This window comes from Streptomyces sp. NPDC049954, assembly GCF_040656295.1.
Lineage (GTDB): Bacteria > Actinomycetota > Actinomycetes > Streptomycetales > Streptomycetaceae > Streptomyces.
Genome location: NZ_JBFALS010000001.1, coordinates 499449 through 513144, shown reverse-complemented (window position 1 = coordinate 513144; position 13696 = coordinate 499449). Strand labels below are relative to the sequence as shown.

General features: G+C 74.1%; 13 protein-coding genes. 9 read left to right on the top strand and 4 right to left on the bottom strand.

Translation table 11 applies throughout. The features are described from left to right. Positions 1–51 precede the first annotated feature (51 nt). Positions 52–1077: a DUF2510 domain-containing protein gene (locus tag AB0J21_RS02160; RefSeq protein ID WP_363143830.1), complete on the bottom strand. Its 1026-nt coding sequence runs from the start codon at positions 1075–1077 to the stop codon at positions 52–54. A 235-nt stretch (positions 1078–1312) separates the two neighbouring features. Here AB0J21_RS02160 and AB0J21_RS02155 point away from each other — a divergent pair, with 235 nt between their 5' ends. The 7 genes from AB0J21_RS02155 to AB0J21_RS02125 all read left to right on the top strand — a co-directional run bounded on the left by AB0J21_RS02155 (position 1313) and on the right by AB0J21_RS02125 (position 9845). Next, the gene (locus AB0J21_RS02155; protein ID WP_363143829.1) at positions 1313–4096 is read left to right on the top strand and encodes an AAA family ATPase; all 2784 of its coding nucleotides are present in this window, start codon (positions 1313–1315) and stop codon (positions 4094–4096) included. Positions 4097–4346: 250 nt separating this feature from the next. Beyond that, entirely contained in the window at positions 4347–5969 is a 1623-nt protein-coding gene (locus tag AB0J21_RS02150; RefSeq protein WP_363143828.1) for a histidine kinase, read from the top strand. Beyond that, complete coding sequence (locus AB0J21_RS02145) at positions 5966–6409, top strand: roadblock/LC7 domain-containing protein (protein ID WP_363143827.1); 444 nt, start codon at positions 5966–5968, stop codon at positions 6407–6409. The genes AB0J21_RS02150 and AB0J21_RS02145 overlap by 4 nt, the downstream gene beginning before the upstream one ends. Next, positions 6406–6756 (top strand): DUF742 domain-containing protein, encoded by a 351-nt coding sequence (locus AB0J21_RS02140; RefSeq protein ID WP_363143826.1) that lies wholly within the window; start codon positions 6406–6408, stop codon positions 6754–6756. The genes AB0J21_RS02145 and AB0J21_RS02140 overlap by 4 nt, the downstream gene beginning before the upstream one ends. After that, positions 6737–7369: an ATP/GTP-binding protein gene (locus tag AB0J21_RS02135; protein ID WP_363143825.1), complete on the top strand. Its 633-nt coding sequence runs from the start codon at positions 6737–6739 to the stop codon at positions 7367–7369. The genes AB0J21_RS02140 and AB0J21_RS02135 overlap by 20 nt, the downstream gene beginning before the upstream one ends. Then, positions 7366–8703, top strand: coding sequence for a cytochrome P450 (locus tag AB0J21_RS02130; RefSeq protein ID WP_363143824.1), 1338 nt, complete (start codon positions 7366–7368; stop codon positions 8701–8703). The genes AB0J21_RS02135 and AB0J21_RS02130 overlap by 4 nt, the downstream gene beginning before the upstream one ends. Then, a complete protein-coding gene (locus AB0J21_RS02125; protein WP_363143823.1) occupies positions 8604–9845 on the top strand; it encodes a cytochrome P450 in 1242 nt (413 codons plus the stop codon). The genes AB0J21_RS02130 and AB0J21_RS02125 overlap by 100 nt, the downstream gene beginning before the upstream one ends. A gap of 79 nt (positions 9846–9924) precedes the next feature. Here AB0J21_RS02125 and AB0J21_RS02120 read toward each other — a convergent pair whose 3' ends face one another. Next, the gene (locus tag AB0J21_RS02120; RefSeq protein ID WP_363143822.1) at positions 9925–10413 is read right to left on the bottom strand and encodes an ASCH domain-containing protein; all 489 of its coding nucleotides are present in this window, start codon (positions 10411–10413) and stop codon (positions 9925–9927) included. Between the two features lie 28 nt (positions 10414–10441). Next, complete coding sequence (locus tag AB0J21_RS02115; protein ID WP_363144082.1) at positions 10442–10804, bottom strand: STAS domain-containing protein; 363 nt, start codon at positions 10802–10804, stop codon at positions 10442–10444. Positions 10805–10957: 153 nt separating this feature from the next. On the opposite strand from AB0J21_RS02115, the gene AB0J21_RS02110 reads away from it, so the two are divergent. Beyond that, entirely contained in the window at positions 10958–11482 is a 525-nt protein-coding gene (locus AB0J21_RS02110) for a MarR family transcriptional regulator (protein ID WP_363143821.1), read from the top strand. 233 nt (positions 11483–11715) lie between these two features. Here AB0J21_RS02110 and AB0J21_RS02105 read toward each other — a convergent pair whose 3' ends face one another. Beyond that, positions 11716–12222 (bottom strand): MarR family transcriptional regulator, encoded by a 507-nt coding sequence (locus AB0J21_RS02105; protein WP_363143820.1) that lies wholly within the window; start codon positions 12220–12222, stop codon positions 11716–11718. Positions 12223–12321: 99 nt separating this feature from the next. Between AB0J21_RS02105 and AB0J21_RS02100 the strand changes: the two genes are divergently transcribed. Next, a complete protein-coding gene (locus AB0J21_RS02100; protein WP_363143819.1) occupies positions 12322–13485 on the top strand; it encodes a PP2C family protein-serine/threonine phosphatase in 1164 nt (387 codons plus the stop codon). Positions 13486–13696 lie beyond the last annotated feature (211 nt).

The window sequence follows — 13696 nt, the reverse complement described above, 5'->3', positions numbered from 1 at the left end:
GGGCGCGGAGCCGGGCGGGCGGCCCGGACGCCCCCGAGGGGGGACGAGCGCTCAGGCGTTCTCGCCGTTGCCGGCGTCCGCCACGGCCACGCCCGCCGTGATCTTGTCCAGGTCGGCCTGGCTCGGCGCCGAGGAGTCGATGTCCAGTCCGTAGCGCAGGATGACCAGTCGCTTCGTCGTCGGCGACTGGAAGGCCACCGACTGCGCGTAGCCGTCCGGGCCCTTGCTGGTGACCAGTTTCCAGCGCACCAGATAGCCCTTCTGGCCCGCGACCGTCACCGCCTTCGCGGCCACCTGCTCGTGCGAGGTGACCTTCCCGTAGGAGTCCTCGCCGTAGGCCGACTCGGCGTTGGGCCCGATATCGGCCTTGGCGGCCGCCTCCGGGTCCTGCGACTCGATCTTCAGCGCGGCGGCCGGGGCCGAGAACACGCCGCTGTGCACGCAGTCCTTGTCGGGGGTGCCCGGGCAGGGGTAGGTGCCGGTGGTCACCGAGGCCCCGATCTCGTCGACCGCGCCCTCCCAGCCCTTGGGGACCGGCAACTTGATCCCGTTGACGGCGTCGGTCACGAAACCGTCCTTCACCTGCGGCCCGCGCTCCTGACCCGGGGGCAGCGAGGGGTCCGGCTCCGTGCGCGGTGCCGGTGTCCGCGTCGAAGGGGCCGCCGCGGGCACCTCCTTCCCGCCGTCGTCGCCGCCCGAGGCCAGCGCGTAGACACCCGCGCCGATCACGGCGAGCAGGACGACGCCGATCGCGATCCCGGCCGGCCACGGCCCCCGGCGCTTCGCCGGCTGCGGCATGCCGGGCTGCCCGTAAGGCGCCTGCCCGTAAGGGGACTGCCCGTACGCCGCGGCCCCGTAAGGGGATCCGTAGGGGGTCTGCCCGGGGGCGCCGGCCGCCGGGGCGCCGGGGGGCGCGAAGGGGCCGGGGGCTCCGGGCGGCGGCCCGTACCCCGGGGCGGGCGGCTGGGCGCGCGTCTGTCCGGTCCACGCGGAACCGTCCCACCAGCGTTCGGCCCGGGGGCCCTCGCCTGTGTGCCCGGGGTCGGGATACCAGCCGGGCGGAGTCACTTGGGTCATGGCGTCACAGTAAGAGGCCGGTGTGAAGAGAGGATGAGAGGGGTGCGCGGGCGCGTATCACGCCCCCTCGCGCGCTCCGCGGGCCCGAGCTGCGGGAACTCCCCTCACGCCTGGCCCCCGAGGACTACGCTCGGGAGACGCACGCGAGTTGAGGGGCGCCGGTCCCGTGTCCGGCGTCGTGGGAGGACCGGCCCGTCCACCGGGGGACCGGTCGAGTACCAGGGGAGCGGCAGAGATGACGGCGAACGCGCAGGACGGTCAGGGCGCCCGCGGGCACCGCGCGCACGACTGCGGCGGCGACCGGGCCCCCCACCCGCCCGAGGCGGGCGAGGGCGGCGCCACCGGCCGCGAGCGGGGCCCGGGCGATCCGGGCGCCGCCGTCGGCGCACTGGGCAGGCTGTGGGAGCGCGAGGCCGAACTCGCCCTCGTCGACCGGGCGCTCGACTCCCTGTGCGAGGACTCCGTCAGCCGCGGCAGCCTGCTCGTCTTCAGCGGCGAGGCGGGGATCGGGAAGACGGCGCTGCTGGAGGAGGTGCGCCGCAGGGCGGCCGGGCGGGCCACCGTGTGGTCCGCGCGCGGCGGGGAGACCGTCACCTCGGTGCCCTTCAACGTCGTGCGCCAGCTCCTGCAGACCGCCCTCGTCTCCATCACCCCCGAGGAGGCCCGCGACTACCTCGGCGACCGCTACGGGATCGTCGGGCCGGCCCTCGGGATAGTCGAGCCCGGCGATCGCAGGGCGGACCCGCAGGGCGTGCGGGACGGACTGGTCGAGGCGGTGTCCCGGCTCGCCGACATGAGCTGGCCGCTCGTCCTCCTGGTCGACGACGCGCACTGGGCCGACCTGGAGACCCTCGCCTGGCTCGCCGCCTTCGCCGAGCACCTCGACAACGTGCAGGTGCTCGTCGTCGTGACGCTGCGGGACACCGACGCGACCGGACAGGTCGCCCAGTTGCTCGGCCGGATCACCGACGCCGCCCGCCCCCGGCGCGCCGCCCTGCGACCGCTCGGGCCGCAGGCCGCGGCCGAACTGACCCGCGCCGCGCTCGGACCGCTCGCGGAGGACGGGTTCTGCCGCGAGGTCTGGGCCGTCACCGGGGGCAACCCCTACGAGACGGTCGAACTCCTCGCCAAGGCCCGGGAGAGCGGACTGCGGCCGGTCGAGTCCGCCGCCGGGGACCTGCGGGCGCTCAACACCGAGTCCCGGGGCGACGGTCTCGTCGCGCGGCTCGACGAACTGGGCTCCCAGGCGACCCAGTTCGCCTGGGCCGCCGCCGTCCTCGGCACCGGCATCACCCTCGAACTCGCCGCGCTCGTGCACTACCAGCCGCTCACCGAGGCGCGCGGACACGTCGCGCGGCTGCGGGCCGCGCGCGTCCTGGCCGGCCCCGACGAGGACCTCCAGTTCGTGCACCCGCTCGTCGCGAGCGCCATCTACCAGTCCATCCCGGTCGGCCTGCGGGCCGCCCTGCACAGCCGGGCCGCGACCCTTGTCCTCGACGACGGACGCGGCCACGCGGCCGCCTCGCGCCACCTCCTGGAGGTCCACCCCGAGGACGATCCCGACACCGTGACCGCCCTGCGCGAGGCGGCGCGCGAACACCTCGCCGTCGGGGCGCCCGCCGCCGCGCGCCGCTGTCTGGAACGCGCGCTGCGCGAGCCGCCGCCCCCCGAGTCGCACGCCCACGTGCTGTACGAACTGGGCTGCTCCACGCTGCTGACGGAGCCCGCCACCACCGTCAAACACCTGCGGGCGGCCCTCGAACTGGACGAGGGGCTCGACCCCGACCTGCGGGTCGACGCCGTGTGCCGGCTCTCCCAGGCACTCGTCCACCTCGACCAGTTGCGCGAGGCGGTGCGCTGCGTCGACGAGGAGGCGGCCCGGCTCCCGCAGGGACCCGCCCGGATGCGGCTCCAGGGCGTCCACTACATGTGGGAGGGGATCTTCGCCCGCGAGGCCGATGCCGAGGGCCGCTCCCAGGGACTGGCCGCCCTCGCCGAACCGCTCGCCGGACGCGACACCTCCGAGCGGGCGCTGCTGATCCTGCGGGCCTTCGACGTCATGGCGCGCGGCGAGAGCGCCGAGCACGCCGTCGAACTGTGCGACCGGGCACTGGTCAACGGCCGGCTCGCGCCGGGCCTGACCTGGACCGACACCGAGTGGAGTTTCGAACTGCTCGTCATGCTCGGCGGCGCCTACGTCTTCTCCGACCGGCTCGACCGCGCCGAGAGCCTGTTCACCGAAGGGCTGCGGGCCTACGAGGAGCACGGCTGGAGCGGGGCCCACCTCGCCGTCTCGCACGCCTTCGTCGGCTACGTGCACCGCAGGCGCGGCCGCCTCATCCAGGCCGTGGCCTATCTGCGCGAGGCCCTGCGCCTGGCCGAACGGGTCGGCTCCCGGCTCCCCATGCACTGGGACATCGTCTGCATGCTCGTGGACTCGCTGCTCGCGCGTGGCCAGGTGGCCGAGGCCGAGGGGGTCATGGAGCAGTACTCCTTCCACTCGCCCTACCCCGACGTCATCGTGCTGCCCGACGCCGCGGCCGTACGCGGCCGGCTGCTGCTCGCGCTCGGCCGGCACAAGGAGGCCGTGGAGGAACTGGAGGCGGGCATCGGCGCGCTGGCCGCGCGCGGCTGGCACAACACCGTCATGGCCCCCGTCCACGGGGAACTCGCCGCGGCGCTGGCCCGCAGCGACCCGGGCCGGGCCGCGGAGCTGGCCGCCACCGCGCGGCGCGACGCCGAACGGGTCGGCACCGACACGGCGATCGGTGAGGCGCTGCGCCAGGCCGCCGCCGTCGAGCGGGGCCAGCGCTCGGTCACCCTGCTCGCGCAGGCCGTCACCTATCTGGAGACCTCGCCCTGCGCCTACGAGCACGCCCGGGCCCGCGTCCAGTACGGGGCCGCGGTCCGCTCGGTCGCCGAACTGCGGCGCGGGCTGACCCTGGCCCGTGCCTGCGGAGCCGACGGTCTCGTCCGGCTCGCCTCCCGGACCCTGGAGGACGGCCGCGGACTGAGCTGAGCGGACGACGGGCGAGAGACCGGGGGAGCCGCGGGCCGGGGCTGTCCGGGCGGAGGCGAAGCCTCCGGAGCGCGATCTGCCCGATTCCGGGCAGACCGGGCGCGGAGGTTACTGATTCGTCAAATTATCCGTCAACTTACGGACAGAACTAGGCAGCTGCGGATCTTGAGCCTACGGTGGTGCCGCGTGTCGCGGCCCGGTCCGGCGGGGCGCACCCCCCGAGCAGTCTTCAGATCCAGGGACGTCCCACATGCTGATAGAGGTCGTGGCAGCCGCCGTCGCAGCGGGCGGCGCCACCGCCGCGGCGACCGGCGCCCCGCTCGTCGCCGCCCGGCGCCGCGCCCGGCAGGCCGAGGAGGTGTCCCGGTCGGCCGTCGCCGCCCGGGAGCGGGCCGAGGCCGAGAGCGTCGCCGTCCGTGAGCAGTTCGCCGACGAGGCCGCCGCGATCCGCGCGCAGGCCGCCGGCGACCTCGCCGCCGTACGGACCCGCGCCGAACAGGACACCGCCGCCGCGCGGGAGCTGCGCGAGCGCGTCGAGTCCGAGACCGAGCACCTGCTCACCCGTCGGCTCCCCGCCCTGCTGGCCCATCTGCGCACCCCGCATGTCATCGTCCCCGGCCTCCAGAATCCCCGCCTCGCGGGCACACTGACCGAACGTCAGCACAGCGCCCTGCTGGACGCGGTGGCCGAGGCGGTGGCCGAGGAGAGCGAGCGGGTCGACGAGGCCGGACGGGCCGTCGTACGTGGCGCCATGAGCCGGGTCCACTCCCTGCAACTGCGGCTCCAGGACGGACTGAGCGAGATCCAGGCCCGGCACGCCGACGCCGACCCCGGGCTGATGGCCGACATCCTCGCCCTGGACATGCTCAACGAACTCGTCGGCCGGGCCGCCCAGACGCCCGCCCTGGCCGCCGGCTCCACGCCGATGCTGTTCCGCGACGACACCCACCTCACCGATGTCGTGGTGAGCGCCGCAAGCCGCGTCAAGGACTTCAAGCAGCGCATCGGCGAACCCGCCAACCACCTCGGCCGCGCGGTCGGCGTGATGGCCCAGTGCGTCGAGCCGCTGCGCTCCGTCGTCGCCGAACTCCTCGCGAACGCCGTGTACTTCTCGCACGGCACGCTTCGGGTCGACGTCGCCCTGCACGAGACGCAGACCGGCGCGAGCATCGTCATCGAGGACGCCGGAGTCGGCCTCAACGACGACCAGTTCGCCCGCGCCGAGCGGCTGCTGTCCGGCGAGCACCCCGTCCGGCTCGTCGAACTCGGCGACCCGCCGCAGACCGGCTGGGCCGCGATCGGCGCGCTCGTGCGGCAGTTCGGCTTCCGGGTCTCCCTGAAGAAGAGCAGCTACGGCGGGGTCGCCGCGGTCGTCGCCGTGCCCACGAGCCTGCTCGTGGAGATGCCGGAATCGGTCGCCCCCTCCGTGCACGCCCCCCAGCCGGTACGCCGGCCGGCGCCCGCCCGGACGGAACCGGTACGCAGGGCCGCGGCGCCCGTCGCCGTCCCCGGCGGCGTACCCCAGGACCCGGCCGAGGGCGAGGAGCCCACCTCGTTGCCGCGCAGACGCCGCAAGACCCGCGAACGCGGCAGCGCCCCCGCGCGGGTGTCCCCGGTCGCCGAACTGCCGCGCCTGGACCCGCAGGAGGCCGAAGCGCGCTGGGGAGGCTGGCAGACCGGCCGTCGCAAGGGGCAGGAAGCCGTCGAGCGGACCCTGCACACCCCGCTTCCCGCGCGGCCGGAGGAGACGGGCGCCGCCTTCCGGACGACCCCCGACGCCCCCCACACGCAGAACACGCAGAACACGCAGAACACGCAGAACACGCAGAACACGCACGAGACCGTAGAGCACCAGAGAGGAACAGACCTGTGAGCACCCCGGGAACTCCGCCGGTGAAGGGCGCCCCGCTCGCCCGGAACCTGTCGTGGGTCCTTGAGCCACTGCTGGAACTGCCCCATGTCGAGGGCGGGGTGGTCTTCAGCAGGGACGGGCTCATCCTGGGCTCCGCCCCCAGCGTGAGCACGGACGACGGGGAGGCGGTCGCCGCCGTCACCAGTTCCACGCTGGGCAGTGTCCGCGCCCTGGTGGACCGGGCCGGCGGAGGAGCCGACCAGGGCATCGACGAGGTCGTCGTCAGCACCCCCAAGGGCCTCTACTACGTCGCGCCCGCGGGCGAGGGCGCCGGGCTGGTCCTGTGGGCCGGCCGGGAGGCCGACATGGGGCGCCTCGCCTACGAGGTGCAGGTCCAGGTCAGCAAGCTCGTCGCGGCGCTGACCGAGGCGGCCAAGAGCCGGGCGCCCTCGCCCTCATGACCCCGCCGCGACGGCGCGTCGTCCCCGACTACGTCGCGACCGCGGGCCTCGCCCTGCCCGCCCGGGTGGGCATCGAGCGCACGACGCTGCTCCGGCTCGCGCCCGACGCGGATACCGAGGGGCTCGACCCCTCGGCCCGCCGGCTCCTCGAACACGTCGAGGAGTCCGGGATGCTCTCGGTGTACGAGTGTGCCGCGGAACTCGGCCTGCCCTACGCGGTGGTGCGCATGATGGCCGCCGCCCTCGCCGCGTCGGGGGTGCTGGACTCCCGCGAACCGCCGGCCCCCGCACAGCTTCCCGATCCCGCGCTCCTGGATGTGGTCCTCCATGGCCTCCGTGCCCTCTGACCCGGCTCTCGCGGCCCCACCGGCCGGCCCCGTCGCCACCCTCTCCCTCCCGGTCCCCGTCAAGATCGTCGTGGCCGGGCCCTTCGCCGTCGGCAAGACGACCTTCGTGGCCGCCGCCTCCGAGACGCCCCCGCTGACCACGGAGGAGGTGCTGACGCAGGCCGGGGAGACCGTCGACGACCTCACCGGGGTGCGGGGCAAGACCACCACGACCGTCGGCGTCGACTTCGGCCGTCTCACCCTGCGCGCCCCCGAGCCGAGCGAGCACCCCGGGGCCGTGCTCTACCTGTTCGGCGCCCCGGGACAGGAGCGGTTCCGGCTCCTGTGGGAGGAGCTGACGTACGGGGCGATGGGCGTCCTCGTCCTGGCCGACACCCGCAGGCTCGACGCGAGCTTCGACGTCCTCGACCTCGTCGAGCGCCGCGGGCTGCCCTACGCCGTCGCCGTCAACCACTTCGACGACTCGCCCGTCCACAGTCCCGAGGAGCTGCGCCTGGCCCTCGACCTGGAGGAGTCCACCCCGCTCGCGGTGTGCGACGCCCGTGACCCCGTCCTGGCCCGCCGCATGCTCATCATGCTGGTGGAGCACATCAGAGAACTGGTACAGCAGTGAGCAGCCGCTACTTCCCCGGCGCCGGGCGCCTGCACGGCCCCGAGTTCGCCGCCGACCCGCAGGCCGTCTACGCCGAACTGCGCTCCCGCCACGGCGCGGTGGCCCCCGTCGAGGTGGCGCCCGGCGTCGGCGCCCATCTCGTGCTCGACCACCGGGCGGCCTGGGAGGTGCTCACCGACCAGGGCCAGTACTGGTCGAAGGACCCGCGCCCCTGGCAGGAGACGCTTCCCGGTACCCCCGAGGCCCAGGGCCTGGTCGGCATGATCGGGTACCGGCCCAACGCCCTGTTCAGCGACGGACAGACGCACGCCCGCTTCCGGCAGGCGGTCACCGACACCTTCCGGATGATCCAGCCGCACAAGCTGCGCGGACACGTCACCGAGATCGCCGACGGGCTGATCCGCGAGTTCGCCGGCACCGGCCGCGCCGACCTCGTCGGGCAGTACGCGCGTCCGCTCATGGCCCGTGTCATCAACCGCCTCTACGGGCGCACCGACGACGCGGGACAGGACCTCGACCGCATCCTCAACGCGCTCACCAACTCCGTCGGACAGGACGCCGTCACCGCCAACGAGGACTTCGGGCGGTACATGAGCGAACTCATCACCGCGAAGTACGAGCGGCCCGGCGAGGACCTCACCTCGTGGTTCATCAGCCACCCCGCGCAGCTGACCACCGAGGAGGTGCTCCAGCACGTCGTACTGACCCTCGGCGCGGGCTGCGAGCCCTCCAGCAACCTCATCAGCAACACCACCGCCCGGATGCTGACCGACGAGCGCTACTACTCCTCGCTCACCGACGGCGCCCTCACCACGCGCGACGCGCTCCAGGAAGTGCTGCGCAACGACCCCTCGATGGCCAACTACGGGCCGTACTTCGTGCTGCGGCCCGTGCACTTCCACGGCACCTGGATACAGCCCGCGGAGCTCGTCCTGGTCTCCTACGCCGCGGCCGGGAGCAGCCCCGTCGGCGGGGCCGGGCACGGGGCCGACGACCGCTCCGACGGCGGCGCCCACCTCGGTTTCGGAGCGGGCGCCCACCGCTGCCCTGCGGCCGACCCGGCGCTGCTCATCGCGCTCACCGCCATCGACCGACTGCTGACCCTGCTGCCCGGGCTGGAACTCGCGGTGCCCTTCGACGCCCTGACCTGGCGCCCCGGCCCCTTCCACCGGGCCCTCGCCGAACTGCCCGTCACCTTCACCCCCGTACGACCGGACCACCCAGGAGTCAGCCCATGGACCAGCCAGCCGAAGAGCAGCCGTACGCCCTCGACCCCACCGGCTGCGACATCCCCGGGGAGAGCGCCCGCCTCCGTGAGCGGGGACCGGTCGTAGCGGTCACCCTGCCCGGCGCCATCCCCGCCTACGCCGTCACCCGGTACGACACGCTGCGCGCCCTCATCCTCGACCCCCGGATCAGCAAGGACCCGCGCAAGCACTGGGACCGCTGGCCCGAGGTCGCCACGAGACCCGAGTGGACGTGGATCCTCGGCTGGGTCGGCGTGGTCAACATGCTCAGCACCTACGGTGTCGACCACACCCGGCTGCGCAAACTCGTCGCGCCCTCCTTCACCGCGCACCGCACCGAGCGGCTGCGGCCCCGGGTCCAGGAGATCGTCACCGGCCTGCTCGACGAGATCGCGGCCCGCCCCGAGGACGAGCCGGTGGACGTGCGCGCCGCGCTCGCCCACCCGCTGCCGATGGCCGTCATCTGCGAGCTGTTCGGCGTCCCCGACAGCCACCGTCCCGACCTCACCCTGCTGATCGACGGCGTCATGGACACCACGGCGAGCGTCGAGTCGACCATGGAGAACCTGGCCCGCATCAACCAGGTGCTGGGCGCGCTCATCGCGGAGAAGCGCGAGCGGCCGGGACACGACCTGACCAGCGATCTCATCGCCGTACGCGACACCGACGGCGACCGGCTCTCCGACGACGAACTGCGCGACACGCTGCTCCTGGTCATCGGCGCGGGCATAGAGACCACCGTCAACCTGATCGGGAACGCGACGCACGCCCTGCTGACCCACCCCGAGGACCTCAAGAAGGTGCGCTCCGGGGACCTCACGTGGGACCAGGTCGTGGCGGAGACGCTGCGCTGGGCCCCGAGCATCGCCAACCTGCCGATGCGGTTCGCCATCGAGGACGTCGAGGCGGGCGGGGTGACCATCCCGGCGGGCAGCGCGATCCTCACCACGTACGCCGCCGCCAACCACGACCCGGCGCACTACGGAGAGAGCGCGCACTCCTTCGACCCGGGCCGCGACGCGAGCGACCACCTGTCCTTCGGTATCGGCGCGCACCGCTGCATCGGCGCCCCGCTCGCCCAGCTGGAGGCCGGTCTCGCCCTGCCCGCGCTGTTCGAGCGCTTCCCCGGGCTCAGCCTGGAGTCCCCGGACCTCGCGCAGGTCCCGTCCTTCATCGCGCACGGCTGGGCCGCCCTTCCCGTGCGCCGGAGCGCCGCCCCCACCGCCTGAGGCGCCTGAGCCGTACGGCGGCCACCCGAGCGGCCGGGGCCCCACCCCCGGCCCGTCGCGGCCCGCACCCGCGCCGAGCTCAGCGACCGGGGCGCAGATCGGCCAGCAGCCGGAAGCGTTCGAGGACGACCGGAGTCGTGTCGTCCACCGTGAACGCGGGATCGCCCAGTGCGGCGCGCAGCTGCGCCCCGTGCCAGAACTTCTCGTGTCCGGCCCGCCAGGCGGCCACCGTCGTGTACCCCTCGCCCTCGTCCACCGCGTGCGCGAGACCGACTTCCCGGAGGGGGACCACCCGGACCTCGGTCACCTCGACCACCGCGACCAGCCGGCCCGCCGAATCCGGTACGGCCCCCCGGTCCCCGGCCTTCGGCAGCGGTTCTCCCTCGACCTCGTACTCCAGCACCAGTCCCGTCGTCGACGTCTTCGAGCCGTCGAGGACCGCCGCGACCAGCTGGTCCCGCAACGGACCGGGGAAGGCGAACTCGACCAGGGGCAGCGCCCGGGCCGCGTGGACGTCGAAGTGCGCCGGTGCGGAGGCGGGTTCGCCCGGTGAGCTGTCGGGAGTCATGCCCGGACCCTATGCCGCTCCCGCCGGGTCAGTCCACGGCCGGCTGGTCGGCGAGCGCCTCGTCGACGGTGGCCGCGAAGCGCAGGTGGCGGATGGTGCCGGTCACGTCGAACAGGCGCAGCAGGACGTCCTCCAGCGGGCCCGCGAGCACCAGGCGCCGCCCGGCCTCCTCGTGTCGCGCGTGGGCCCGCAGCAGCACGCCGAGGATCGTGGAGTCGGCGAAGGCCGTACGCGAGAGGTCCACCACGGTGACCGGCCGTGCGGCGTCCGGCTCCACGGAGAGCGCCGTGTCCAGCTCGCTCGCGGTGTCCAGATCGGCTTCGCCCACCACCCGCACCACCCGTGCCGCGGTGGTGTCCGCGTGGCTCACGGACCAGGACTCGTCCGGCATCGTCGCGCCCTTCCTCACCGTGCTCATGAAGCGCCGGGGCTTTGCGCGGCGCCGACAACTATTGCTGTCCGGCAAATATTAGCGGACGTACCTGGGCCCGGACACCCGCCCACCGGATAACCGCCGTCCGAACGGGCACCCGGTCCACAGTCCATGAGCAGCCATCAGACGCCCGGCCCCGCAGACTCCCGCGGTCGCGACGGTGCCGACTGCCCCCGCGGCCCGGACGGCGCGCCCGCGCACGGCGGCGCCCCGTCCGGTCCCCGGTCTGTCGCGCGGGCCCTGGTCGCGCTCGCCGAGCGGGGCGCGACGGCCGGAGAGCCCCTGGTCTCCCCGGCGGCGGCCCGGGCGCTGGCCACGCTCGACAGCGCGGGCCCGCTCTCGATCGGGAACCTCGCGCGGCGTCTGCGGGCTCCGGTCGCCTCGGTCAGCAGGCTCTGCGGCCGGCTCGTGCGGGGCGGCCTGCTGGAGCGCAGCCGGCCGGGGGACCGTCGGCGGGTGGTGGTCTCGCTCACCCCGCGCGGCGCCGCCGTGCTGCGCTCGCACCGGGCCCGGCGGACCCGCAGGCTCGCCCAGGACCTGCCGGGCCCGCGCGAGGCCGCCGGCCTGCTCGCTGCGCTGCGCCGGCTGCGCGACCGGCTGCGCGAGGAGGACGAGAGGGGTCGATCCGAGGGCTGACGCGCCGTCACCCCAGGTGCACGCGCTCCGCGCGGCTCGCGGTGGCGCGGTGGCCCCGGAAGCCGCGACCCCGGGTGCGGCGGGTTCGGGCCGCCTGCAACACTTGCCGTTTGACAACTGTGCGCTGAAGGAAACAATCTGACCTCGACAGCGCCGCCCCACCCCGGCGACGCGCGGGCCGACTCGATCCGGAGGAGGGTTCCTTGGCCAGGCCGAAACGGTCCGTACCGCGCTCAGGCGGTTCCGGCCGCGTCCCCCGAGTGCCGCACCCCGGCCGAGCGCTCGCCCGCGGGGTAGGCCGCCTCCAGGAAACCGCCGAGCCCCCGCACCAGCGCCGCCCGGTCGGCCGCGGGAACCCGCGACATGATGTCGAGGAGGGCGCTCTCGCGCCGCGCGCGCAGATCCCCGAGGTACTTTTCTCCCTGGCTCGTCAGCCGCAGCTCCAGCTCACGACGGCTCGCCGGACTGGTCGAGCGTTCGATGAAACCGAGAGCCTGGAGCCGGTCGCACAGCCGGCTCACCGAGGAGGGCGCCGCTCCCAGCTCCCTGCCGAGGGTGCGCAGATTGATCCCGCCGTCCCGGTCCAGGATGTACAGCACGCGCAGCTGCGAAGGTGAGGCGGGAGCCGTCGACACCAGATCCCGGCCCTTGTGCCACATCACTTCGAGCAGCTCGATGACCTCCTGGGCCATCCTGGCCGCGGCATCCCGGTCGTTTCCGGGCGCCTGGTCGGGATGCATGTCCTCAACTTTGACACTTCGCAACGGTCCTGTCAGTCGCTGAGACATGAGAGACCGGATTCCCTTCTGCTTACCTCATAGATAGGTGGTAAACCCACGGTGGACAGATTCGCGGCGGTGGAACGCGCCCTGCGCAAGGCCCCGCCCCACGCCCTCCTCGACGCTCTGCGGGGGGCTCTGCGGTCCCAGTACGGGGCCCAGGACACGGATCTGCTCATGGCTGACTACGCCATGACCATACTCCAGCGGGTCCACGCCCCGGCCCTCGCGCCGGAGCCGCTGTCCGCCCACACCGGCGCGCCCGGCCGGGCCTTCGGGGCCCAGCAGCCGTACGCCGAGGAGAAGGGCGAGAACGTCCTCGTGCACGTGCCGGTGAGCGTGCGCGGCGACCGCCTCGGCCTGATCACGGTGACGATGCCCGCCGCGGCCTACGACGCCGCCGTGTCCCAGGAACTGCTGGACATCGGGGAACTGCTCGGGCACGAGATCATCGTCGCCGAACGGGACACCGACCTCTACCTCCAGGCCCGACGCGCCCAGCGGCTCACGCTCGCCGCCGAGATGCAGTGGCAGCTGCTCCCGGGGCGCTCCTGCTCCCGCCCCGAGTACGAGATCGGGGCCCAGCTCGAACCCGCCTACGCCATCCACGGAGACAACTTCGACTGGGCGGGCTCCACCGACGCGCTCACCCTCAGCATCACCAACGGCATGGGTGAGGGCATCGAGGCGTCCCTGCTGACCAGCCTCGCCGTGAACGCGCTGCGCAACGCCCGCCGCGCCGGGCTCTCGCTGTCCGACCAGGCCTGCCTGACCGACCAGGCCGTCTACGGCCACCACCAGGGCAGCGTCCATCTCTCGATGCTGCTGCTCCGTTTCGACCTGCTCACCGGGGACGTGGAGATCGTGGACGCCGGGTCGCCGCAGATGTGGCTCCAGCGCGACGGCGTCACCGAGCAGGTGGAGCTGGAGGCGCAGCTTCCCCTCGGCATGTTCGAGGACACCCCGTACACGGCGCAGAACTTCCGGGTGCGCCCCGGGGACCGGCTCTTCTTCTTCAGCGACGGGGTCTACGACGCCGTTTCGCCGACGGGGGAGCGGTACAGCGAACGGGCCCTGGCCGCGGCGATGACCGGGACCCGGCTGCTGCCGCCCGCGCAGGTCCCCTTCGCCGTGCTCAACGAACTGGCCGGCCATCGCGGCTCCCGGGACCAGGACGACGACGCCATGGTCATCTGCCTGGACTGGCACGGCCGCCAGGGCTGAGTAACGGCGGCGACGAGGCACCGGCCACGGCACGGGCGGGCGCGGGGCGGGAGCGGTGCCCGCCCCGCGCGGCACGGACGGCGGGTGATGATCCACACGTCCGTGCCCCCGCGCCCGCCGATCAAGGGCTTTCCCGCCCTCGCACCCCGGCGCGCGGCGACGCGGCCCCCGACCGGGCTTGCCCTCGCGCCAGGGGTGCGGGATGGTTGCC

Coding starts and splice junctions, on each gene's coding strand:
- AB0J21_RS02160 (WP_363143830.1), bottom strand. CDS start 1,077: ATGACCCAAGTGACTCCGCCCGGCTGGTATCCCGACCCCGGGCACACA.
- AB0J21_RS02155 (WP_363143829.1), top strand. CDS start 1,313: ATGACGGCGAACGCGCAGGACGGTCAGGGCGCCCGCGGGCACCGCGCG.
- AB0J21_RS02150 (WP_363143828.1), top strand. CDS start 4,347: ATGCTGATAGAGGTCGTGGCAGCCGCCGTCGCAGCGGGCGGCGCCACC.
- AB0J21_RS02140 (WP_363143826.1), top strand. CDS start 6,406: ATGACCCCGCCGCGACGGCGCGTCGTCCCCGACTACGTCGCGACCGCG.
- AB0J21_RS02135 (WP_363143825.1), top strand. CDS start 6,737: ATGGCCTCCGTGCCCTCTGACCCGGCTCTCGCGGCCCCACCGGCCGGC.
- AB0J21_RS02125 (WP_363143823.1), top strand. CDS start 8,604: ATGGACCAGCCAGCCGAAGAGCAGCCGTACGCCCTCGACCCCACCGGC.
- AB0J21_RS02120 (WP_363143822.1), bottom strand. CDS start 10,413: ATGACTCCCGACAGCTCACCGGGCGAACCCGCCTCCGCACCGGCGCAC.
- AB0J21_RS02115 (WP_363144082.1), bottom strand. CDS start 10,804: ATGCCGGACGAGTCCTGGTCCGTGAGCCACGCGGACACCACCGCGGCA.
- AB0J21_RS02110 (WP_363143821.1), top strand. CDS start 10,958: ATGAGCAGCCATCAGACGCCCGGCCCCGCAGACTCCCGCGGTCGCGAC.
- AB0J21_RS02105 (WP_363143820.1), bottom strand. CDS start 12,222: ATGCATCCCGACCAGGCGCCCGGAAACGACCGGGATGCCGCGGCCAGG.